The organism is Streptococcus mitis (assembly GCF_005844455.1).
GTDB classification, from domain to species: Bacteria; Bacillota; Bacilli; order Lactobacillales; family Streptococcaceae; genus Streptococcus; species Streptococcus mitis_BF.
In genome coordinates this window covers 1-23,233 of sequence record NZ_SPGF01000032.1, presented here as the reverse complement: position 1 = coordinate 23,233, position 23,233 = coordinate 1, and the positions used below count along the sequence as shown (strand labels likewise).

22 protein-coding genes and 2 pseudogenes are annotated in these 23,233 nt (G+C 38.9%); 22 read left to right on the top strand and 2 right to left on the bottom strand.

Features of this window, described 5'->3' with window-relative positions; translation table 11 throughout:
• Window positions 1-196, bottom strand: a pseudogene (locus tag FGQ53_RS07125) (IS5/IS1182 family transposase); the annotation flags it as partial.
• A 61-nt stretch (window positions 197-257) separates the two neighbouring features.
• On the opposite strand from FGQ53_RS07125, the gene FGQ53_RS07120 reads away from it, so the two are divergent.
• From FGQ53_RS07120 to FGQ53_RS07015, 22 genes and pseudogenes are all read left to right on the top strand, one after another.
• Window positions 258-1,973: a DNA/RNA helicase domain-containing protein gene (locus tag FGQ53_RS07120; protein WP_138337200.1), complete on the top strand. Its 1,716-nt coding sequence runs from the start codon at window positions 258-260 to the stop codon at window positions 1,971-1,973.
• A gap of 233 nt (window positions 1,974-2,206) precedes the next feature.
• A complete protein-coding gene (locus FGQ53_RS07115) occupies window positions 2,207-2,899 on the top strand; it encodes a YjjG family noncanonical pyrimidine nucleotidase (protein WP_138337196.1) in 693 nt (230 codons plus the stop codon).
• Between the two features lie 61 nt (window positions 2,900-2,960).
• Complete coding sequence (locus FGQ53_RS07110) at window positions 2,961-3,614, top strand: uracil-DNA glycosylase (protein ID WP_138337193.1); 654 nt, start codon at window positions 2,961-2,963, stop codon at window positions 3,612-3,614.
• Window positions 3,615-3,623: 9 nt separating this feature from the next.
• Window positions 3,624-4,088 carry an NUDIX hydrolase gene (locus FGQ53_RS07105; protein WP_001135775.1) on the top strand — a complete coding sequence of 155 codons (465 nt, stop codon included), beginning with the start codon at window positions 3,624-3,626 and terminating at the stop codon, window positions 4,086-4,088.
• Window positions 4,089-4,100: 12 nt separating this feature from the next.
• Window positions 4,101-5,369, top strand: coding sequence for a dihydroorotase (locus FGQ53_RS07100; protein ID WP_138337190.1), 1,269 nt, complete (start codon window positions 4,101-4,103; stop codon window positions 5,367-5,369).
• Between the two features lie 13 nt (window positions 5,370-5,382).
• Entirely contained in the window at window positions 5,383-5,646 is a 264-nt protein-coding gene (locus FGQ53_RS07095) for a hypothetical protein (protein ID WP_061372736.1), read from the top strand.
• Window positions 5,647-5,656: 10 nt separating this feature from the next.
• Window positions 5,657-6,994: a sodium-coupled multidrug efflux MATE transporter PdrM gene (gene pdrM / locus FGQ53_RS07090; RefSeq protein ID WP_138337187.1), complete on the top strand. Its 1,338-nt coding sequence runs from the start codon at window positions 5,657-5,659 to the stop codon at window positions 6,992-6,994.
• A 177-nt stretch (window positions 6,995-7,171) separates the two neighbouring features.
• Window positions 7,172-8,140 (top strand): thiamine pyrophosphate-dependent dehydrogenase E1 component subunit alpha, encoded by a 969-nt coding sequence (locus FGQ53_RS07085; protein ID WP_138337182.1) that lies wholly within the window; start codon window positions 7,172-7,174, stop codon window positions 8,138-8,140.
• Window positions 8,141-8,155: 15 nt separating this feature from the next.
• Window positions 8,156-9,148 carry an alpha-ketoacid dehydrogenase subunit beta gene (locus FGQ53_RS07080; RefSeq protein WP_000448714.1) on the top strand — a complete coding sequence of 331 codons (993 nt, stop codon included), beginning with the start codon at window positions 8,156-8,158 and terminating at the stop codon, window positions 9,146-9,148.
• 459 nt (window positions 9,149-9,607) lie between these two features.
• Complete coding sequence (locus FGQ53_RS07075) at window positions 9,608-10,651, top strand: dihydrolipoamide acetyltransferase (RefSeq protein ID WP_138337179.1); 1,044 nt, start codon at window positions 9,608-9,610, stop codon at window positions 10,649-10,651.
• A 54-nt stretch (window positions 10,652-10,705) separates the two neighbouring features.
• Window positions 10,706-12,409 carry a dihydrolipoyl dehydrogenase gene (gene lpdA, locus FGQ53_RS07070; RefSeq protein WP_138337176.1) on the top strand — a complete coding sequence of 568 codons (1,704 nt, stop codon included), beginning with the start codon at window positions 10,706-10,708 and terminating at the stop codon, window positions 12,407-12,409.
• A 58-nt stretch (window positions 12,410-12,467) separates the two neighbouring features.
• A complete protein-coding gene (locus FGQ53_RS07065; protein WP_138337173.1) occupies window positions 12,468-13,457 on the top strand; it encodes a lipoate--protein ligase in 990 nt (329 codons plus the stop codon).
• Between the two features lie 490 nt (window positions 13,458-13,947).
• Window positions 13,948-15,207: a UDP-N-acetylglucosamine 1-carboxyvinyltransferase gene (locus tag FGQ53_RS07060; protein ID WP_138337170.1), complete on the top strand. Its 1,260-nt coding sequence runs from the start codon at window positions 13,948-13,950 to the stop codon at window positions 15,205-15,207.
• 15 nt (window positions 15,208-15,222) lie between these two features.
• Window positions 15,223-15,774, top strand: coding sequence for a GNAT family N-acetyltransferase (locus tag FGQ53_RS07055; protein ID WP_138337167.1), 552 nt, complete (start codon window positions 15,223-15,225; stop codon window positions 15,772-15,774).
• A complete protein-coding gene (gene spxR / locus FGQ53_RS07050; protein ID WP_138337164.1) occupies window positions 15,767-17,044 on the top strand; it encodes a CBS-HotDog domain-containing transcription factor SpxR in 1,278 nt (425 codons plus the stop codon). The genes FGQ53_RS07055 and spxR overlap by 8 nt, the downstream gene beginning before the upstream one ends.
• 15 nt (window positions 17,045-17,059) lie before the next feature.
• Window positions 17,060-17,920 carry a methionyl aminopeptidase gene (locus FGQ53_RS07045; protein ID WP_000631543.1) on the top strand — a complete coding sequence of 287 codons (861 nt, stop codon included), beginning with the start codon at window positions 17,060-17,062 and terminating at the stop codon, window positions 17,918-17,920.
• Window positions 17,921-18,186: 266 nt separating this feature from the next.
• Window positions 18,187-18,894, top strand: coding sequence for a thiol-disulfide oxidoreductase-associated membrane protein CcdA2 (gene ccdA2 / locus FGQ53_RS07040; RefSeq protein ID WP_138337161.1), 708 nt, complete (start codon window positions 18,187-18,189; stop codon window positions 18,892-18,894).
• An 11-nt stretch (window positions 18,895-18,905) separates the two neighbouring features.
• Window positions 18,906-19,463, top strand: a complete 558-nt coding sequence (gene sdbB / locus FGQ53_RS07035; RefSeq protein WP_138337158.1) for a thiol-disulfide oxidoreductase-associated lipoprotein SdbB — start codon at window positions 18,906-18,908, stop codon at window positions 19,461-19,463.
• Between the two features lie 96 nt (window positions 19,464-19,559).
• On the top strand, window positions 19,560-21,191 hold the full coding sequence (gene rlmD, locus FGQ53_RS07030) for a 23S rRNA (uracil(1939)-C(5))-methyltransferase RlmD (protein ID WP_138337155.1): 1,632 nt from the start codon (window positions 19,560-19,562) through the stop codon (window positions 21,189-21,191).
• Between the two features lie 18 nt (window positions 21,192-21,209).
• Complete coding sequence (locus FGQ53_RS07025; protein WP_138337152.1) at window positions 21,210-21,491, top strand: CD1845 family protein; 282 nt, start codon at window positions 21,210-21,212, stop codon at window positions 21,489-21,491.
• A gap of 84 nt (window positions 21,492-21,575) precedes the next feature.
• A complete protein-coding gene (locus tag FGQ53_RS07020; protein ID WP_138337149.1) occupies window positions 21,576-22,355 on the top strand; it encodes a replication initiator protein A in 780 nt (259 codons plus the stop codon).
• A pseudogene (locus FGQ53_RS07015) lies at window positions 22,352-22,897 on the top strand (ATP-binding protein); the annotation flags it as partial. The gene FGQ53_RS07020 and the pseudogene FGQ53_RS07015, both read left to right, overlap by 4 nt.
• 15 nt (window positions 22,898-22,912) lie before the next feature.
• Here FGQ53_RS07015 and FGQ53_RS07010 read toward each other — a convergent pair.
• Window positions 22,913-23,233, bottom strand: a 321-nt coding sequence (locus tag FGQ53_RS07010; protein ID WP_171019105.1) for a transposase, incomplete at its 5' end; no start/stop codon positions are given.

Here is a 23,233-nt window from a genome sequence, read left to right as displayed (position 1 = left end):
AGCGTAAGTAGCGCAAGGTCATGATAAGTTGGTCTTCCATACTTAGACGGCGTGGGCGTCCTCCTTTTCGGTGTTGCTCTTGATAAGCGTCAGTGAGACAATCAAGCATCAGTTGAAACGTCGCTTTTTTAACACCTATCAACAATTTGAAATTCTCTGAGTTTAATTTTAAGGCTTTTTCGTATGTTGTTTCCATAGCTTTAGTATACCACTTTTTAGTTACCGAACAAGTCTAATATATAAACAACATTGAAAGTATGCAGGAACAGGAATACGCTGATGTTAACGAAATTGCTTCTCATATATTTAATAATATAGAGCGTCAAGCAGGGGTTGAAACAAAGAAATTATCTGGATATTATTTGGATAAAAAAGTTGAAATAGGATTTCGAGAACAATTTGATTTATTGAGGTTTTCAAATGACAGTATATTGAATATTGAATTGAAGAGTGAGAGAATTCCAGATGAAGAAATTAAAGATCAATTAATAAGGCATAAGTTTGTATTAGGCTGTGTAGATACTGAGAAAGAAATTTATACATTCACATACGTAAGTGAAACAAAAGAGTTGTTTACAATTTCAAATGAAAGTTTGACAAAAGTAACAATAGATATTTTATGTAATTTAATATCTCTAGACTATCTTGAAAACAATTTGCTGGACGATTTAGATGCTGACAGTCTTATTGTATCTCCATACTCAGATATTAAAAGATTCATTGATCATAGGTATTTTTTAAATAGTGAGCAAAAGAAAATAGTACAGGATATTTTATCAACTGCTAAGAAAGTGAGCATGATTAAAGGAGGAGCTGGAACTGGTAAAACACTTGTATTATTTGACTTAGCTGATAAATTAACTAAGCTAGGAAGTAAAGTATTGTTAATATTTTGTTCAATTCTAGAAAACCCCATTGAAATTGATAATCAAGTAGATTTTAAATTTATACATATTAAACAATTACAAAGTCTGACCATAGAGAATTTTGATTACATATTGCTTGATGAGTCTCAACGATTATACGAAGAAAACTACAATAGGGTTATAGAGAGTCCTGCTAAATTAATTTTTTGTGTAGATAAAGCTCAAACTTTAAAGTATGAAGAGAATAGTTTAAATGTAGAACAAAAATTGGAAAATATAGTAGGTGTACAGAAATTTGATTTAAAGGAAAAAGTTAGAACGGACGAGTCGCTTTCGACTTTTATTTTAAAATTGTTCGAAAAAGATCGTAATGGTTTACAGCCTATAGAATTTCCAAAAGTAAATGCTGTATATTTTGATAGCGTGACTAGAGCTCGATACTTTATTGAAGTAATGGAACGAGATGAAAATTATGAATCAATAGAAGTTGCCTCCTATAAAACTAAAGCCACTGGGACAACTTATAATGAAAAGATTAAATCAGATTCTAAAGATGGCTTCACGGTCATTGGACGAGAATATGAAAATGTGATTATACCAATTGATGATAGGACGATCTATATTGAAAATAAACTAGTATTTAGGCCGACAGGATTCTACTATCCATATTTGGGAACAAATGGTATTTTTCAAGCCATTACAAGAGTAAAGAAACATTTACTTTTCGTGGTGATAAAAAACAAAGAAATTTATACAGAAATTCAAGAATTGATTAATTGGGAGAAACGACGAAATCTGAGAAGAATTAGTAATAGGCTCAAGTTATTGAGAGAAACAAATAACTCTCAGTTTAGTGATGTAGCCAAAGTTTGTAAGTGTCTTGAATCAACTTACAAAAATATAGAGGAAACAGGGAAGTTTCCAAACAATAAGATATTGAAAAGATTGTCCAATTTTTATAATGTAAGTAGTAATTTTTTAATTGGAGAACCAATTGAATTATCAATGACTGAATTTGATATAGTGTATCAGAAGAAAATCAAAGGTATGAACAAAGAACAAATAGTAGAGTTAAATGAGTCTTTAATTAATTTTCTTAACGATTAAATAATATGGTGTAAAATAAGTGTTGTGATAAGATGAATTTATGGAAAATATTACTGAGCAACAAGAAGATAATTTAAGATTCTGTCAATCAACCTGTTAGAGATGCCAACTTAGATATTTTTATTTTGCATAATTTAACCCTATTTCATTTTTCATTACTTTTGTTGGACAACTAAATTACGTTATTCAAATAGTTTAACAACATATACCAACTAGAAAGGAAAACTCTCAAATTGCCCTACAAAGTTTTACTCTTCGACCTTGACCATACCTTGCTTGATTTTGATGCTGCTGAGGATGTGGCTTTGACGCAACTTCTAAAAGAAGAAGGGGTTACAGATATTCAGGCTTATAAAGACTATTATGTTCCTATGAACAAGGCTCTCTGGAAGGACTTGGAGCAAAAGAAAATCAGTAAACAAGAGCTGGTTAACACGCGCTTTTCTCGTTTATTTACTCATTTTGGGCTGGAGAAAAACGGTAGTTTTCTAGCCCAGCGTTACCAATTTTACCTTGCCCAGCAGGGGCAAACTTTTTCAGGCGCTCATGAATTCTTGGATAGCCTTATCGAGCGAGATTATGAGCTGTATGCTGCGACAAATGGTATTACTGCTATCCAGACAGGGCGTTTGGCTCAGTCTGGTCTAGCACCTTATTTCAATCAGGTCTTTATCTCTGAACAATTGCAAACACAAAAGCCAGATGCTCTCTTTTATGAAAAGATTGGCCAACAGATTGCAGGTTTTAGTAAAGAAAAGACGCTGATGATTGGAGACTCTCTAACCGCCGACATTCAAGGTGGTAATAATGCTGGAATTGACACTATCTGGTACAATCCTCATCGTGTTGAAAATCACACACAAGCCCAGCCGACTTACGAAGTCCATTCTTATCAAGACTTGCTGGATTGTTTAGATAAACTGTAAAAAGTGGTTTAGAAAGCCACTTTTTGCTATAATAGAGGCAGTAAAAACGAAGGAGTTGGCTATGGAACACTCGTCTTGGCATGCTTTGATTAAGGAGCAATTACCTGAGGGTTATTTCGGGAAAATCAATCAGTTTATGGAGCAGGTCTATGCTCGGGGAACTATTTATCCACCCCAGGAAAAGGTCTTTCAGGCTTTATTGACAACACCGCTTGAAGAAGTTAAGGTGGTGATTCTAGGGCAAGACCCCTATCACGGGCCAGGTCAAGCGCAGGGCTTGAGTTTTTCTGTACCTGACTCTATCCCAGCTCCGCCATCCTTGCAAAATATATTGAAAGAATTGTCAGATGATATCGGTGTTAAGAAATCTCATGATTTGACAGCTTGGGCTGAGCAAGGAGTCTTGCTTCTCAATGCTTGTTTGACGGTTCCTGCTGGGCAGGCCAATGGTCATGCTGGGCAGATATGGGAGCCATTTACAGATGCTGTGATTCGGGTTGTAAATAATATAGACAGATCTGTAGTCTTTGTACTCTGGGGAGCTTATGCACGCAAGAAGAAGGCCTTGGTTACCAATCCTCACCACTTGATTATCGAATCAGCCCACCCTAGTCCTTTATCGGTTTATAGAGGATTTTGGGGTTCCAAGCCTTTTTCCAAGGCCAATGCTTTTTTAGAAGAGACAGGACAAGAGCCAATCGATTGGCTTAGATAAGGAGAGAATATGCCTCAGTTAGCGACGATTTGCTACATTGATAACGGGAAAGAATTGCTCATGCTTCACCGGAATAAGAAACCCAATGATGTCCATGAAGGCAAATGGATTGGTGTGGGTGGTAAGCTGGAGCGAGGTGAGACCCCTCAGGAATGTGCGGCGCGTGAAATCCTTGAAGAAACAGGGCTTAAAGCCAAGCCGGTTCTAAAAGGTGTTATCACTTTTCCTGAATTTACACCAGATTTAGACTGGTACACCTATGTTTTTAAGGTGACGGAGTTTGAAGGTGAGTTGATTGACTGCAATGAGGGGACGCTTGAATGGGTTCCTTATGATGAAGTTTTGAGCAAGCCAACTTGGGAAGGTGACCATACCTTTGTTGAGTGGCTTTTAGAGGACAAACCCTTCTTTTCAGCCAAGTTTGTTTATGATGGGGATAAATTGTTGGATACCCAAGTCGATTTCTATGAATAAAGGAGAAAGCAGATGCTACTAATCAAAAATGGTCGTGTAATGGATCCCAAGTCTGGTTTAGATCAAGTGTGTGATGTCTTGGTTCAAGATGGGAAAATTATCAAAATTGCGCCTGAAATCAAGGAAGAAGGAGCAGAGGTGCTTGATGCTACTGGTCTTGTAGTTGCGCCTGGTTTGGTCGATATTCATGTTCATTTCCGTGAACCTGGTCAGACCCACAAGGAAGATATCCATACTGGTGCCCTAGCGGCCTCTGCAGGTGGTTTTACAACGGTTGTCATGATGGCTAATACTAGTCCAACCATTTCGGACGTAGAAACCCTACAAGAAGTTCTTCAGTCAGCTGCCAAGGAAAAGATTAATGTCAAGACGGTTGCGACCATTACTAAGAACTTTAATGGCCAAGACTTGACTGACTTTAAGGCGCTTTTGGAAGCAGGTGCCGTTGGTTTTTCTGATGACGGTATTCCGCTTGAAAGCAGTAACGTTGTCAAGGAAGCCATGGAAGAAGCCAAAAAGCTCAATACCTTTATCAGTCTTCATGAGGAAGATCCAGGTTTGAATGGGATTCTTGGATTTAATGAAAATATCGCTAAAGAACATTTCCATATTTGTGGTGCGACTGGGGTGGCTGAGTATGCTATGATGGCGCGTGATGTCATGATTGCCTATGCGACCAAGGCTCATGTTCATATCCAGCATTTGTCTAAGGAAGAAAGTGTCAAGGTAGTTGAGTTCGCTCAAAGTTTGGGAGTGCAAGTCACAGCAGAAGTAGCGCCACAGCATTTCTCTAAGACCGAAGCGCTCCTTTTGACACAAGGTAGCAATGCCAAGATGAATCCGCCGCTTCGTTTGGAATCAGACCGTCGTGCCGTTATCGAAGGTCTCAAGTCGGGCGTCATCACGGTTATCGCGACTGACCACGCGCCTCACCATGCGGATGAAAAAAATGTCGAGGATATCACCAAAGCACCATCTGGTATGACAGGTTTGGAAACCTCTCTGTCTCTCGGTTTGACTTATTTGGTGGAAGCTGGGGAATTGACCTTGATGGAATTACTAGAAAAGATGACCTACAACCCAGCCAAGCTTTACAACTTTGAAGCAGGTTACTTGGCTGAGAATGGTCCAGCAGATATCACTATTTTCGATGCTAAGGCTGACCGCCTTGTTGACTCCTATTTTGCTTCCAAAGCAGCCAATTCACCATTTGTCGGTGAAACCTTAAAAGGGCAGGTCAAATATACCATCTGTAAGGGACAAATCGTCTATCAAGCTTGATAGGAGTTAGAATATGAATTATTTTCGAAAACGTAGGGAGAGACAAGCAAAATCTAATAGCGGAATTTACTGTCCCGCAGCCAATCGTTCTAAAATTCAATATGAAACTAAAGAAAAAGCCGACCATGCGGTTCAATATGATAATGGAGGCTTAGTTAGAAGTTATTATTGTCGTACATGTGCGTGTTGGCATACTACTTCAAAATCTAATAATCCTCCGCTAAGTTTGAAAAAATATGGTCTGAAACTCTTTGGTTTAGATAAACCAGAAGAATAGAAAGAGAAGTATGTATAAGACAAAGTGTTTACAAGAGAAGTTAGTATTATTTTTAAAAATTTTCTTCCCTATCCTGATTTACCAATTTGCAAATTATTCTGCCTCCTTTGTTGACACTGCAATGACTGGACAGTATAATACCATGGATTTGGCTGGTGTGTCTATGGCAACCAGTATCTGGAATCCTTTCTTTACCTTCCTAACAGGGATTGTGTCAGCCTTGGTGCCCATCATTGGTCACCATCTTGGTCGAGGCAAAAAGGAAGAAGTTGCGTCTGATTTTTACCAGTTCATCTATCTGGCCTTGGGTCTATCTGTGCTCTTACTGGGGATGGTACTTTTCTTGGCACCACCAATCTTGAATCATATTGGACTAGAAGCACCAGTTGCAGCAGTAGCGGTTCGCTATCTTTGGTTTTTATCTATCGGAATTATTCCTTTGTTGCTCTTTAGCGTTATTCGTTCCTTGCTGGACTCGCTGGGGTTGACCAAGCTGTCCATGTATCTCATGCTTTTGTTACTTCCTCTCAATAGTGGATTTAACTATCTCTTGATTTATGGGGCCTTTGGTGTTCCAGAACTGGGAGGGGCTGGGGCAGGTTTAGGAACATCCTTGGCCTACTGGGTCTTGCTGGGCATTTCTGTTCTGGTTTTATTTAAACAGGAGAAGCTCAAAGTCTTACACCTTGAGAAACGCATTCCTCTTAATATGGATAAAATCAAGGAAGGTCTTCGTTTAGGTCTTCCTATAGGGGGAACTGTCTTTGCGGAAGTGGCTATCTTTTCCGTGGTTGGCTTGATTATGGCTAAGTTCTCGTCCTTGATTATCGCTAGTCACCAGTCAGCTATGAACTTTTCAACTCTCATGTATGCCTTTCCTATGAGTATTTCATCGGCTATGGCCATTGTCGTTTCTTATGAAGTGGGAGCCAAACGATTTGATGATGCGAAAACCTATATTGGTTTAGGAAGATGGACAGCCCTCATTTTTGCGGCCTTCACCTTATCCTTCCTTTACATTTTTCGAGGAAATGTGGCTAGTCTTTATGGTAACGACCCAGAATTTATCGATTTGACAGCACGCTTTTTGACTTACAGCCTTTTCTTCCAGTTAGCAGATACCTTTGCGGCACCGCTCCAGGGAATTTTACGGGGTTATAAGGATACAGTTATTCCTTTTTACCTTGGTTTGGTTGGTTATTGGGGCGTAGCAATCCCAGTGGCTATGGTATTTGATTCCCTAACAGATTTTGGCGCTTATTCTTACTGGATTGGTTTGATTATTAGTCTGATTGTGAGTGGTGCTCTCTACCGTTGGCGTTTAACTGTGATTATGAAAAGATTTTAATCTTTAGCAAAATTTAAACGATAAAAAGTTTGTGAAAAAATATACTTATCAAGAAAACCCCTTGTTCTCATTGGGTTTTCTTTTTTATTTTGTGAAATTTCCTCGAGAAAAACTTTGACAGTATTTTCCAAAAACGGTAAAATAGTAAGGCAAGAAGAAAGTTAGAAAGGCAAGAAGATGTCAACTTTAGATAAAAATCTTTTGCTCGAAATGTTCCGTAAGATGGAAGAAATCCGTCGCATGGACTTAAAAATTGCACAATTAGTAAAGAAAGGGAAAGTGCCAGGAATGACGCACTTTTCTGTTGGTGAAGAGGCAGCTAACGTGGGTGCTATGTTGGCTCTCAATCCGGATGATCTGATCACCTCAAACCACCGTGGTCACGGGCAAGCTATTGCTAAAGGGATTGACCTCAATGGAATGATGGCTGAAATCCTTGGGAAATACACTGGAACCTGTAAAGGTAAAGGTGGTTCTATGCATATCGCCGACCTTGATGCTGGTAACCTTGGTGCCAATGGTATCGTAGGTGGTGGTATGGGAATCGCTGTTGGTGCAGCCCTCAGTCAGCAAATGCAAAATACCGGAAAAATCGTTGTCTGCTTCTTTGGAGATGGTGCGACCAACGAAGGTGTCTTCCACGAAGCAGTGAACATGGCTTCTATCTGGAAACTCCCAGCCATTTTCTACTGCATCAACAACGGTTACGGTATCTCTGCAGATATCAAGAAAATGACTAATGTAGAACATATCCATCAACGTAGTGCGGCATATGGAATCCCTGGAATGTTTATCGAAGATGGCAACAACGTCATCGATGTCTATGAAGGATTTAAGAAAGCTGTAGACCATGTTCGTGGTGGCAATGGCCCAGTCTTGATTGAAAGTGTAACTTATCGCTGGCTCGGTCACTCATCATCTGACCCTGGTAAATATCGTACGCGTGAAGAAGTGGAATTGTGGAAACAAAAAGACCCGATCGAAAACCTTCGCAAGTACTTCATTGAAAATACTATTGCAAGTGCCGAAGAATTGGAAGAAATCCAAGCGCAAGTCAAGGAAGCAGTAGAAGCTTCTGTTAAATTCGCAGAAGAAAGTCCATTCCCACCGCTTGAATCAGCATTTGAAGATATTTACGCAGACTAAGGAGAAAGAGATAAAATGGAAACAAAAACAATGTCCTTCCGTGACACCATTATCCTTGCTATGTCTGAGGAAATGCGTCGCGATGAAAATGTGTTCTTGATGGGAGAAGATGTCGGTGTCTTCGGAGGAGACTTCGGAACTTCTGTTGGAATGCTCGAAGAATTTGGTCCAGAACGTGTTCGAGACTGCCCGATTTCTGAAGCAGCCATTTCGGGAGCAGCAGCAGGAGCAGCCATGACAGGACTTCGTCCAATCGTTGATATGACCTTTATGGACTTCTCGGTCATTGCCATGGACAATATCGTCAATCAAGCCGCTAAAACACGTTATATGTTTGGTGGGAAAGGTCAGGTTCCAATGACAGTTCGATGCGCAGCTGGTAACGGAGTTGGTTCTGCAGCCCAGCACTCGCAATCACTAGAGTCTTGGTTTACTCACATTCCTGGTCTTAAGGTTGTAGCTCCAGGTACACCTGCGGACATGAAAGGATTGCTTAAGTCTTCTATCCGTGATAACAACCCTGTTATTATTCTTGAGTACAAGTCAGAATTTAACCAAAAAGGGGAAGTGCCAGTCGATCCAGACTACACAATCCCACTTGGAGTTGGCGAAATCAAACGCGAAGGAACAGATGTAACAGTTGTTACTTATGGGAAAATGCTTCGCCGTGTGGTTCAAGCTGCTGAAGAATTAGCAGAAGAAGGAATTTCTGTTGAGATTGTTGACCCACGTACCCTTGTTCCGCTTGATAAGGATATTATCATTAACTCAGTGAAGAAGACTGGTAAGGTTGTTCTGGTCAACGATGCCCACAAAACAAGTGGCTATATCGGAGAGATTTCAGCTATTATTTCAGAATCAGAAGCATTTGATTATCTAGATGCACCAATCCGTCGTTGTGCAGGAGAAGATGTGCCGATGCCTTATGCACAAAACTTAGAAAATGCAATGATTCCAACAGTTGAAAGCATCAAAGACGCCATCCGTAAAACTTATAACAAAGAATAATATTACATAAATTAAATTACGTAAATTTTAGAGATTTTAACTTTAGTAACTTGAGTTATGTTTTGTATCCAAGTTGTATTGAAAGTTGTATATAAAGTTGCGACATGAGTGAGTCGAATCGATAATATTCGACGAATGAATTAGTAAGTCTACTAGGTTGGTCGCCTAACAGCGGCAACCGTAGTAACTTGAGACACGTTTCGTGTATAAGTTACTTGTAGAGTTGAACACGGGCTAAAAGCTCGGAAAAAAGATAAATCTCCTTGGCTTCATCGAAGCCATCGTCGATTTCCTATTTTTCTATCGCTTTTTTACGCCCTTTGTATCATGTAATTGAATTCGGACGGAGGTCTTCGAAAAAAAGATAGATTTCCTTGTGTTCATCGAACACATCGTCAATCTCCTATTTTTTCATTGTCCTCTACGTCCTTAATATCTTAGTATAGAATTGGAGAGGTCATGGCTGATGATAAGCTAAGAGCGACTCCTGCAGCTAGAAAGTTAGCGGATGATTTAGAGATCAACCTCTACGACGTTTCTGGCTCAGGTGCAAACGGTCGTGTCCACAAAGAAGACGTGGAAACTTATAAAGATACAAATGTGGTTCGCATTTCGCCACTTGCAAAACGAATTGCCCTCGAACATAACATTGCTTGGCGGGAAATCCAAGGAACCGGTCATCGTGGTAAAATCATGAAGAAGGATGTTTTGGCCTTGCTTCCTGAAAATATTGAAAATGATACTATCAAGTCTCCTGCTCAAATCGAAAAAGTGGAAGAAGTTCCAGATAATATCACTCCTTATGGTGAAATTGAACGTATTCCAATGACACCAATGCGTAAGGTTATTGCCCAACGTATGGTTGAATCTTACCTAACTGCGCCAACCTTTACCCTCAACTATGAAGTTGATATGACTGAAATGTTGGCCCTTCGTAAGAAAGTCCTTGAACCAATCATGGAAGCAACTGGTAAGAAAATTACCGTTACAGACTTGCTTTCACTTGCTGTTATTAAGACTCTTATGAAACACCCATACATTAACGCTTCATTGACAGAAGATGGCAAGACCATTATCACTCATAACTATGTCAACCTTGCGATGGCAGTTGGGATGGATAATGGATTGATGACACCTGTTGTTTACAATGCTGAGAAGATGAGTCTTTCAGAACTGGTTGTAGCCCTTAAGGATGTTATTGGCCGTACATTGGATGGCAAATTGGCTCCAAGTGAACTTCAAAATTCAACATTCACAATCAGTAATTTGGGAATGTTTGGTGTTCAGTCCTTTGGTCCGATTATTAACCAACCAAACTCAGCTATTCTTGGTGTCAGTTCAACAATTGAGAAACCTGTTGTAGTTAATGGTGAGATTGTGATTCGTCCTATCATGAGCCTAGGATTAACCATTGACCACCGTGTCGTAGATGGTATGGCTGGAGCCAAGTTTATGAAGGATTTGAAAGAATTGATTGAAAATCCAATCTCAATGTTGATTTAAGAACAAGAGTAGTCATTTTTAAAGATATAAAGATATAGATAAAGGAAGGAAGACATGGCCTTAGAAGTAATTATGCCAAAAGCCGGCGTGGATATGACAGAAGGACAAATCGTCCAATGGAATAAAAAAGTCGGAGAATTTGTAAAAGAAGGAGAAATCCTTTTGGAAATCATGACTGACAAAGTCAGCATGGAATTGGAAGCAGAAGAAGACGGTTATTTGATTGCTATCCTAAAAGGTGACGGAGAGACTGTCCCTGTTACTGAAGTTATCGGTTACCTTGGTGAAGAAGGGGAAAATATCCCAACAGCTGTAGGTGCTGCACCAGAAGCTAGCCCAGCACCTACAGCAAGTGCTTCAAACGATGATGGTAAGAGCGATGACGCTTACGATATCGTTGTTATCGGTGGTGGACCTGCTGGTTATGTTTCTGCTATTAAAGCCGCACAATTAGGTGGTAAGGTTGCTCTTGTTGAGAAATCTGAACTTGGTGGTACTTGCTTGAACCGCGGATGTATTCCAACTAAGACTTACCTCCATAATGCTGAAATTATCGAGAATATCGGTCATGCAGCAAATCGTGGTATCGTCATCGAAAATCTAAACTTCACTGTTGATATGGAAAAACTTTTAGAAACTAAATCTAAAGTTGTTAATACTCTTGTTGGTGGTGTTGCAGGACTCCTTCGTAGCTATGGAGTTGACGTTCATAAGGGTATCGGTACTATTACTAAAGATAAGAATGTCTTGGTAAATGGTTCAGAATTTCTTGAAACTAAGAAAATCATCCTTGCTGGTGGTTCAAAAGTCAGCAAGATTAACGTCCCTGGTATGGAATCTCCACTTGTCATGACCAGCGACGACATTCTTGAAATTAATGAAGTGCCAGAAAGCCTCGTAATTATCGGCGGTGGAGTTGTTGGTATCGAACTCGGACAGGCCTTTATGACATTTGGTTCAAAAGTGACTGTTATCGAAATGATGGACCGTATCGTTCCAGCTATGGATGCGGAAGTTTCTAAGAACCTTCGTTTGATTTTGGAACGTAAAGGGATGACCATCTTAACTGACACTAAACTCCAAGAAATTGTCGAAGAAAATGGTCAACTTCGTATCAAGGTTGAAGGAAAAGACGATATCATCGCAAGCAAAGCTCTCCTTTCAATAGGTCGTGTGCCAGACCTTGAAGGTATTGGCGATGTTGAGTTTGAATTGGATCGTGGACGTATCAAGGCCAACGAATATATGGAAACTTCTGTTCCAGGTATCTACGCACCAGGTGACATCAACGGTACGAAGATGTTGGCGCACGCAGCCTTCCGCATGGGTGAAGTTGCTGCTGAAAATGCCCTTAAAGGAAATCATGCAGTTGCCAAATTGAACTTGACTCCTGCAGCTATCTACACTCTTCCTGAAGTAGCAGCAGTAGGTTTGACAGAAGAACAAGCACGTGAGAAATACGATGTTGCCATCGGTAAATTCAACTTTGCTGCCAACGGACGTGCTATTGCATCAGATGCGGCTCAAGGTTTCGTAAAAGTCATTGCAGATAAGAAATACGGAGAAATCCTTGGTGTACACATCATCGGTCCTGCAGCTGCAGAATTGATCAACGAAGCGTCAAGCATCATCGAAATGGAAATCACTGTTGAAGAAATGCTGAAGACTATCCACGGACACCCAACTTACTCTGAAGTGATGTACGAAGCATTTGCGGATGTTCTAGGAATGGCCATCCATTCACCTAAGAAAAAATAAAACGAAGATAGATTAGACTGGAAGACATTTTCCAGTCTCTATCGTATAAAGGGATATCATGAAATATATTATCAATCATTCAAATGACACTGCTTTTAATATCGCCTTGGAAGAATATGCCTTTAAACACTTACTAGATGAGGATCAAATCTTCCTTCTTTGGATTAACAAACCTTCTATCATTGTTGGTCGTCACCAGAACACTATTGAAGAAATTAACCGTGATTATGTTCGAGAAAATGGTATTGAGGTGGTCCGACGTATCAGTGGTGGTGGAGCTGTTTACCACGATTTAAACAACCTCAACTACACCATCATTTCAAAAGAAGATGAAAACAAGGCCTTTGACTTCAAGAGCTTCTCAACTCCAGTTATCAATACTTTGGCTCAACTAGGCGTTAAAGCTGAGTTCACAGGCCGTAATGACCTTGAGATTGATGGCAAAAAATTCTGTGGCAATGCCCAAGCTTACATCAATGGACGTATCATGCACCACGGTTGCTTGCTCTTTGACGTTGATTTATCAGTCCTTGCTAACGCCCTCAAGGTTTCAAAAGACAAATTTGAATCAAAAGGTGTGAAATCCGTCCGTGCCCGTGTAACCAATATTGTCAATGAATTACCAGAAAAAATTACAGTTGAAGAATTCCGAGATTTGCTATTGGAATACATGAAAAAAGAGTACCCAGAGATGACAGAATACGTTTTTTCTGAGCAAGAATTGGTCGAAATCAATCGCATCAAGGATACTAAGTTTGGAACTTGGGACTGGAACTACGGTAAATCACCTGAATTTAACGTCCGTCGGGGAACAAAATTCACCAGTGGTAAGGTTGAAGTTTTTGCCAACGTCATTGAATCAAAAATTCAAGATATTAAGATTTATGGTGACTTCTTTGGTATCGAAGATGTTGCAGCTGTAGAAGATGTCCTTCGTGGAGTGAAATACGAACGTGAGGATGTTCTTAAGGCACTAGAAACTATTGATATCACACGCTACTTTGCTGGTATCAGCCGTGAAGAAATCGCTGAAGTGGTAGTAGAGTAAAGAAAAGCTATTATCTGGATATGACAAGTCTTAAAACCTGCTGAACGAGAATCAAAAAGAACTTGCTTCCAATGCTTAATAAAAAAACTCGGAAGTTTGCTCTGAGTCAAGTAAATGCGACTATTTGCAATTGAGTATTGAGATGAGAAAGTTAGTATTAGATTGACTGTAAGGTGACACAGGAACGAGTTACTTTTTGATTTCTATATAGTATTAACACCCCAAAAGACTATTATTTCTATAGTTGAACGATACCTCAAAAGTTAGACATAGAAAATCTAATTTTTGGGGTATTTTATAATTTTTAATTCAGGCTCTTTTTAGTATCAAAAGATGTTTCATAAAATATGGACTCAACCTTTCAACTTAATCCTATTTATTACTTACTATCCCCAATAAAATTGAAAAGGATGGAAAAAAGGATAAATTTATGATATACTTTATTTTAAAGACTTTATTAGAAATCTTGAAAGAGTATTGAAAACTTAGAATGAGAAAAATTGTTATCAATGGTGGATTACCACTACAAGGTGAAATCACTATTAGTGGTGCTAAAAATAGCGTTGTGGCCTTAATTCCAGCTATTATATTGGCTGATGATGTGGTGACTTTGGATTGTGTTCCAGATATTTCGGATGTAGCCAGTCTTGTCGAAATTATGGAATTGATGGGAGCTACTGTTAAGCGTTATGACGATGTCTTGGAGATTGATCCAAGAGGTGTTCAAAACATTCCAATGCCTTATGGTAAAATTAACAGTCTTCGTGCATCTTACTATTTTTATGGGAGTCTCTTAGGCCGTTTTGGTGAAGCGACAGTTGGTTTACCGGGAGGATGTGATCTTGGTCCTCGTCCGATTGACCTACACCTCAAGGCATTTGAAGCCATGGGAGCTAAGATTAGCTACGAAGGGGATACCATGAAGTTGTCTTCTAAAGAGAGTGGTCTTCATGGTGCAAGTATTTACATGGATACGGTTAGTGTGGGTGCGACGATTAATACGATGATTGCGGCTGTTAAAGCAAATGGTCGTACTATTATTGAAAATGCAGCCCGTGAACCTGAAATTATTGATGTAGCTACCCTCTTGAATAATATGGGAGCTCACATCCGCGGTGCAGGAACTAATATCATCATTATTGATGGTGTTGACAGATTACATGGAACACGTCATCAGGTGATTCCAGACCGCATTGAAGCTGGAACATATATTTCCTTAGCTGCTGCAGTCGGCAAGGGGATTCGTATAAACAATGTTCTTTATGAACACCTAGAAGGATTTATTGCTAAGCTGGAAGAAATGGGAGTGAGAATGACTGTATCTGAAGACAGCATTTTTGTCGAAGAGCAGTCTAATTTGAAAGCAATCAATATTAAGACGGCTCCTTACCCAGGTTTTGCTACCGATTTGCAACAACCGATTACCCCTCTTTTACTAAGAGCGAATGGTCGTGGTACAATTGTTGATACGATTTACGAAAAACGTGTAAATCATGTTTTTGAACTAGCAAAGATGGATGCGGACATTTCGACAACAAATGGTCATATTTTGTACACAGGTGGACGTGATTTGCGTGGGGCAAGTGTTAAAGCAACTGACCTGAGAGCTGGTGCAGCTTTAGTTATTGCTGGTTTGATGGCCGAGGGGCAAACTGAAATTACCAATATCGAGTTTATCTTACGTGGTTATTCTGATATTATCGAAAAATTACGTAATCTAGGAGCGGATATTAGACTTGTTGAGGATTAAACCGTAGAGGTGTTTATGAATATTTGGACCAAATTAGCAATGTTTTCTTTTTTTGAAACGGATCGCTTGTATTTGCGTCCTTTCCTTTTTAGTGATAGTCAAGACTTCCATGAGATAGCTTCAAATCCTGAAAATTTACAATTTATTTTCCCGACTCAGGCAAGTCTGAAAGAAAGCCAGTATGCACTGGCCAATTATTTTATGAAGGCTCCTTTGGGAGTATGGGCTATTTGTGACAAGAAAACTGAAAAAATGATTGGTTCTGTTAAGTTTGAGAAGTTAGATGAAATCAAAAAAGAAGCTGAGCTTGGCTATTTTTTGAGAAAAGATGCTTGGTCGCAAGGATTTATGACAGAGGTTGTTAGAAAAATTTGTCAACTTTCTTTTGAAGAATTTGGTTTAAAACAATTGTCCATCATTACCCACCTCGAAAATGAAGCAAGTCAAAAGGTTGCTCTTAAGGCTGGATTTAGTTTGTTCCGTCAGTTTAAGGGAAGTGATCGCTACACAAGAAAAATGCGGGATTATCTTGAATTTCGGTATGTAAAAGGAGAATTCAATGAGTAAGCATCAGGAAATTCTAAGCTATTTGGAGGAATTACCAGTAGGTAAAAGGGTCAGTGTTCGTAGTATTTCCAACCATCTGGGAGTCAGTGATGGAACGGCTTATCGCGCTATCAAGGAAGCGGAAAATCGTGGAATTGTGGAGACCCGTCCTAGAAGTGGTACTATCCGTGTTAAATCCCAGAAAGTTGCGATTGAAAGATTAACTTTTGCTGAAATTGCAGAAGTGACTTCTTCTGAGGTTTTGGCTGGGCAAGAAGGTTTAGAGAGAGAATTTAGTAAGTTTTCAATCGGTGCCATGACTGAACAAAATATCTTGTCATACCTTCACGATGGGGGGCTCTTGATTGTCGGAGACCGTACTCGTATCCAATTACTAGCTCTGGAAAATGAAAATGCCGTCTTGGTTACAGGTGGATTTCATGTTCATGATGATGTTCTTAAACTGGCCAATCAAAAAGGAATTCCTGTTTTAAGAAGCAAGCATGATACTTTCACCGTCGCGACTATGATCAATAAAGCCCTGTCAAATGTTCAAATTAAGACGGATATTCTGACAGTTGAGAAACTTTATCGTCCGAGTCATGAGTATGGTTTTCTGAGAGAGACCGACACCGTTAAAGATTATTTGGACTTAGTTCGTAAGAATCGTAGCAGTCGTTTCCCAGTTATCAATCAACATCAGGTTGTTGTTGGAGTTGTAACCATGAGAGACGCTGGTGATAAGTCACCAAGTACCACAATTGACAAGGTCATGTCGCGTAGTCTATTTTTAGTTGGATTATCGACAAATATTGCCAATGTCAGTCAACGGATGATTGCTGAAGACTTTGAAATGGTACCGGTTGTTCGGAATAATCAAACCTTGCTTGGAGTTGTGACACGACGAGATGTCATGGAAAAGATGAGCCGTTCCCAAGTTTCGGCTCTACCGACTTTTTCTGAGCAGATTGGTCAAAAACTTTCTTATCACCATGATGAAGTAGTGATTACAGTGGAACCCTTTATGCTTGAGAAAAACGGTGTTTTAGCTAACGGTGTATTGGCGGAGATACTGACTCACATGACCCAAGATTTAGTTGTGAATAGTGGTCGCAATCTCATCATCGAGCAGATGCTGATTTACTTTTTGCAGGCTGTTCAGATAGATGATATACTGTGCATTCAAGCACGCATTATCCATCATACGAGACGATCAGCTATTATTGATTACGATATTTATCATGGTCATCAGATTGTTTCAAAAGCAAATGTGACCGTTAAAATTAATTAGAAACTAGGAGAAAAGATGATAACATTAAAATCAGCTCGTGAAATCGAAGCTATGGACAAGGCTGGTGATTTTCTAGCAAGTATTCATATCGGCTTACGTGATTTGATTAAGCCTGGCGTAGATATGTGGGAAGTTGAAGAATACGTTCGCCGTCGTTGTAAAGAAGAAAATTTCCTTCCACTTCAGATTGGGGTTGACGGTGCCATGATGGACTATCCTTATGCTACTTGTTGCTCTCTTAATGATGAAGTGGCTCACGCTTTCCCTCGTCACTATATCTTGAAAGATGGTGATTTGCTCAAGGTCGACATGGTTTTGGGAGGTCCAATTGCTAAATCCGATTTGAATGTCTCAAAATTAAACTTCAACAATGTTGAGCAAATGAAAAAATACACTCAGAGCTATTCTGGTGGTCTAGCAGATTCTTGTTGGGCTTATGCTGTAGGTACACCGTCCGAAGAAGTGAAAAACTTGATGGATGTAACCAAAGAAGCCATGTATAAGGGAATTGAGCAAGCTGTTGTTGGAAATCGTATCGGTGATATCGGTGCAGCCATTCAAGAATACGCTGAAAGCCGTGGATACGGTGTTGTTCGCGATCTTGTAGGACATGGTGTTGGTCCAACAATGCACGAAGAACCAATGGTTCCTAACTATGGTATTGCAGGTCGTGGACTCCGTCTTCGTGAAGGAATGGTATTAACCATTGAACCCATGATCAATACTGGAGATTGGGAAATTGATACAGATATGAAGACCGGTTGGGCGCATAAAACCATCGACGGTGGACTGTCATGCCAGTATGAACACCAATTCGTGATTACAAAAGATGGACCTGTTATCTTGACTAGCCAAGGTGAAGAAGGAACTTATTAAAATAATTAAAAACAGATTGAAGAAAAAGTGGCTCTTTGGACAATTTTCTTCAATTTTTCTTTTGTCTATAGTGAAATGAAAAAACCGAACAACTTGATTGAGAAATTCAAATCAATTTCTAACAATGTTTTAGAAAACATAGTGTACTATTAAAGAGTTTGTTTCATATAATATAATAACAAAAACAGTTAACCGTAGCAAACTCGATACAAATTTTAATATTTATAGTACAATAGGTTTAAATTCTTAAGAAAGTTGGTTCTTTATTGGAAACGCTAGTATTTTCAATCTCCGTTTTTCTAGCAGGGATCTTGTCCTTCTTTTCCCCTTGTATTTTTCCTCTGTTACCAGTTTATACTGGAATTTTGCTGGATGATCAGGAAAGTGCAAAAAGCTTTTCCTTATTTGGAAGAAAAGTTGCTTGGTCAGGTTTGATTCGAACACTTTGCTTTATCGCAGGTATTTCTCTTATTTTCTTTATTCTAGGATTTGGTGCTGGTTACTTTGGTAATATTCTCTATGCTAATTGGTTTCGCTATACCATGGGTACGATTATCATTATTTTGGGCCTTCACCAGATGGAAATTTTTCATTTTAAGAAATTAGAGGTTCAAAAAAGCTTTACTTTTAAGAAATCAGAAGCCAATCGTTATTGGTCGGCCTTTTTACTCGGTATTACCTTTAGCTTCGGTTGGACGCCTTGTATCGGTCCAGTTTTAAGTTCTGTTTTAGCGATTGCGGCTTCTGGAGGCAATGGGGCTTGGCAAGGTGCTATCTATACCTTGATTTACACTCTAGGGATGGCCATTCCTTTCTTGGTCTTGGCCCTAGCTTCAGGAGTCGTGATGCCTTATTTTAGTAAAATCAAGCGTCATATGATGCTACTGAAGAAAATTGGTGGTTTCCTCATTATTTTAATGGGAATTTTGTTACTATTAGGACAAGTAAATGTCCTAGCTGAAATTTTTGAATAAAGGAGAAAAAGATGAAAAAAGCAATGTTTGCTGGCTTAAGCCTCTTGTCATTAGTTGTATTGATGGCCTGTGGTGAGAAAGAAACTAAAAAGACTCAAGCGGCACAACAGCCAAAGCAACAAACGACTGTACAAAAAATAGCAGTCGGAAAAGAGGCTCCAGACTTTACCTTGCAATCCATGGATGGCAAAGAAGTTAAGTTATCTGATTATAAGGGTAAAAAAGTTTACTTGAAGTTTTGGGCTTCCTGGTGTGGTCCAGGTAAGAAAAGTATGCCAGAGTTGATGGAACTAGCGGCGAAACCAAATCGTGATTTCAAAATTCTTAGTGTCATTGCACCAGGAATTCAAGGTGAAAAAACTGTTGAGCAATTCCCACAATGCTTCCAAGATCAAGGTTATAAGGATATCCCAGTTCTTTATGATACCAAAGCAACCACCTTCCAAGCTTATCAAATTCGAAGCATTCCTACAGAATATTTAATTGATAGCCAAGGTAAGATTGGAAAGATTCAATTTGGTGTTATCAGTAATGCGGATGCAGAAGCAGCTTTTAAAGCAATGAACTAGCATAGATAAAGAGAATCTGATTACAAATTTCATGGTATAATAGATGGTAACCGTAACGTTGCCGTCTTTTTTGTCGGCCAATAGAAAGAGAAGAAAATGTTAAAGAAAAATGATATTATAGAAGTTGAAATTGTTGATTTGACCCACGAAGGTGCAGGGGTGGCCAAGGTGGATGGTTTTGTATTTTTTGTAGAGAATGCTTTACCAAGTGAAAAAATCCTCATGCGAGTTCTCAAGGTTAATAAAAAGATTGGCTTTGGGAAAGTGGAAGAATACCTTATCCAGTCGCCACACCGTAATCAAGATCTAGATTTGGCTTACCTGCGTTCAGGAATCGCTGATTTAGGTCATCTTGCCTATCCAGAACAGCTCAAGTTTAAAAGCAAGCAAGTAAAGGACAGTCTTTACAAGATTGCTGGAATTGCAGATGTAGAGGTTGCTGAAACTTTAGGTATGGAAAATCCAGTCAAGTATCGCAACAAGGCACAGGTCCCTGTTCGTCGAGTGAATGGTGTCTTGGAAACAGGATTTTTCCGTAAGAATTCCCATGACCTCATGCCTCTAGAAGATTTCTTTATCCAAGATCCTGTGATTGATGAGGTAGTAGTAGGCCTACGTGACTTGCTCCGCCGTTATGATTTGAAACCTTATGATGAAAAGGAACACTCTGGCTTGATTCGAAACCTTGTGGTACGTCGTGGGCACTATTCAGGGCAAATCATGGTCATTTTGGTGACAACTCGTCCCAAAGTTTTTCGTGTTGACCAATTGATTGAACAATTAATCAAGCAGTTCCCAGACATTACGTCTGTTATGCAAAATATCAACGACCAGAACACCAATGCGATTTTTGGTAAGGAATGGAGTACGCTTTATGGTCAAGACTATATTACCGACCAAATGTTGGGAAATGACTACCAAATCGCTGGACCCGCTTTTTACCAAGTCAATACTGAAATGGCTGAAAAACTCTATCAAACAGCCATTGACTTTGCTGAATTAAAAGAAGATGATGTGATTATTGATGCCTACTCTGGTATCGGGACGATTGGCCTCTCCGTTGCGAAACATGTCAAAGAAGTTTATGGTGTTGAAGTCATTCCAGAAGCGGTTGAGAATAGTAAGAAGAATGCCCAACTGAACAATATCTCAAACGCTCACTATGTCTGTGATACAGCTGAAAATGCTATGAATACTTGGCTTAAAGATGGGATTCAACCAACCGTTATCTTGGTTGATCCTCCACGCAAGGGCTTGACAGAAAGCTTTATCAAGGCAAGCGCCCAAACAGGAGCTGATCGCATCGCCTATATCTCCTGTAATGTCGCAACCATGGCGCGTGATATCAAACTCTATCAAGAGTTGGGGTACGAGTTGAAGAAAGTCCAGCCGGTGGACTTGTTTCCGCAAACGCACCACGTGGAGACGGTAGCACTATTGTCCAAACTCGATGTCGATAAGCATATAGATGTTGAAATTAAGCTGGATGAGCTTGATTTGACAAGTGCTGAAAGCAAGGCTACTTATGCACAAATCAAAGAATATATATTAGAAAAATTCAATTTAAAGGTTTCGACACTCTATATTGCTCAGATTAAAAGGAAATGTGGTATTGAATTAAGGGAGCATTATAATAAATCAAAAAAAGAGAAACAAGTTATTCCACAATGCACACCGGAAAAAGAGGAAGCTATCATGGATGCTTTAAGGCATTTTAAAATGATTTAATAGAAATGGAGGGTATTTATGAGATGGATAATAAAAATAATCTTGTCTCCAATTAGCTTGGCATTAAGTATCCTCACTGCATTTCTGACATTTTTACTTGCCATAGGAACAACGATACTGTATTTGCTAATGCTTATGTGTGTCGTTGTTGGAGTTGTATCATTATTCCAAAAGGATTTTTCAATGGGAATAGAAGCATTGATATTAGGATTCATGTTAAGCCCATACGGAATACCGATGGTTGGAGCAACAGTTATAGCCTTTCTTAAAGGTATTAATGAAGCAATAAAATCAATCTAAAAAATTTTCATAAAAATGGTAACCAAAGGCGATAGAAAAACTATCGTCTTTTTCTTTGCAAAATTTAAGAGAGGAGGTGAAACAATGGACTTTGACTATTTCTATAATCGTGAAGCAGAGAGATTTAATTTTCTTAAAGTACCGGAGATATTAGTTGATGGAGAAGAATTTAAGGGGTTGTCAGCGGAAGCAATTATCCTTTATTCCATGCTTTTAAAACGAACGGGAATATCTTTTAAGAATAACTGGATAGACAAAGAAAATAGAGTATTTATCTATTTTACCGTTGAAGAAATTATGAGAAGAAGAAATATCTCAAAGCCGACAGCCATAAAAACATTAAATGAGTTAGACAGTAAAAAAGGAATCGGACTGATTGAAAGAGTAAGGCTTGGACTTGGAAAACCTAATATCATTTATGTAAAAGACTTTATGAGTGTATTTCAAGCAAAAGGAAATGACTTTCAGAAGTCAAAAAACTTTACTTCAGAAGTAAAAGATGTTGACCTCAGAAGTAAAGAAAACGAACTTCAGGAAGTTAAAAATGTTGACTCTAACTATATAGAGAATAATAAGAGTAAGTATAGTAAGAGAGAATATAGTTTTTGTGAAAACGGACTTGGAACATTTCAAAATGTATTTTTAACTGATGAAGATATTTATGATTTACAAATCAAACTAAATACACAGCTTGATAATTACATTGAACGCTTATCTGCATATATCAAGAGTACCGGAAAGAGTTATAAAGACCATAAAGCGACGATTCTTTCTTGGTTTTATAAAGATCAGGGCAAAAGCAAACAGGCGAAAACATCAAATATCCCGACATGGGAAGAATATAACAAAGGAGAACATTTATGAAAAGAGAATTAGAAAAAATAATGATAGAGGATGTAGAATTTGCCTATGATTCTGAAAAAGATTACATCAAAGATGGACACGCATATTGCAAAGTCTGCCACGAAAGAAAAGACGCTGATGTAATGGAATTTTTTGGAAATAAAATAATATTAAGGGTAGCTTGCAAATGCGATAGAGAAATAGAGAAACAAAGGAAACAAAGAGAAAAACAGATGGAAATTGAAAGGTTAAAAAGAACCTGCTTCAATTCCATGAGGGAGTGGTCATATACCTTTGAAAATTATCAGGGAGAAGAAAATCAAAGCCTCATTATTGCAAAGAACTTTGTAAAAGATTATGAAGAAATGAAAAAAGAAAATATCGGACTTCTCTTTTATGGCTCTGTCGGAAGCGGAAAGACTTATCTTGCCTGCTCCGTTGCAAATAGCCTTATTGAACAGTATCAAATAAGTGTTAAGATTAGAAATTTTGCACAGATTATCAATGAACTTCAAAAAAGCAGTTTTGAATTTGATAAAAACGCATATATTGAATCTCTTGTAACACTCATCAAAAATCTATTCTGGACAAATCCATTTTCTGTGAACAATCTTCCTCAGGCATTCTTTTTCCAAATTTTGAATCACTGTTTCTAGCTTCAAAATGACTTCTTCTAAAGATTTGAAGGCCTTGTTTTTGAATCCACGCTTTCGTATCTCTGCCCAAACTTGCTCAATGGGATTCATTTCTGGAGTGTAGGGAGGAATAAATGTACACGTGATATTTTCTGGCAACTCCAAAGCCTGAGACTTGTGCCAGGTGGCATTATCCATGACCAAAATCAGATAATCATCCGAATAATAGGCGGATAATTGCTGTAAAAATTCGTTCATCCAAGC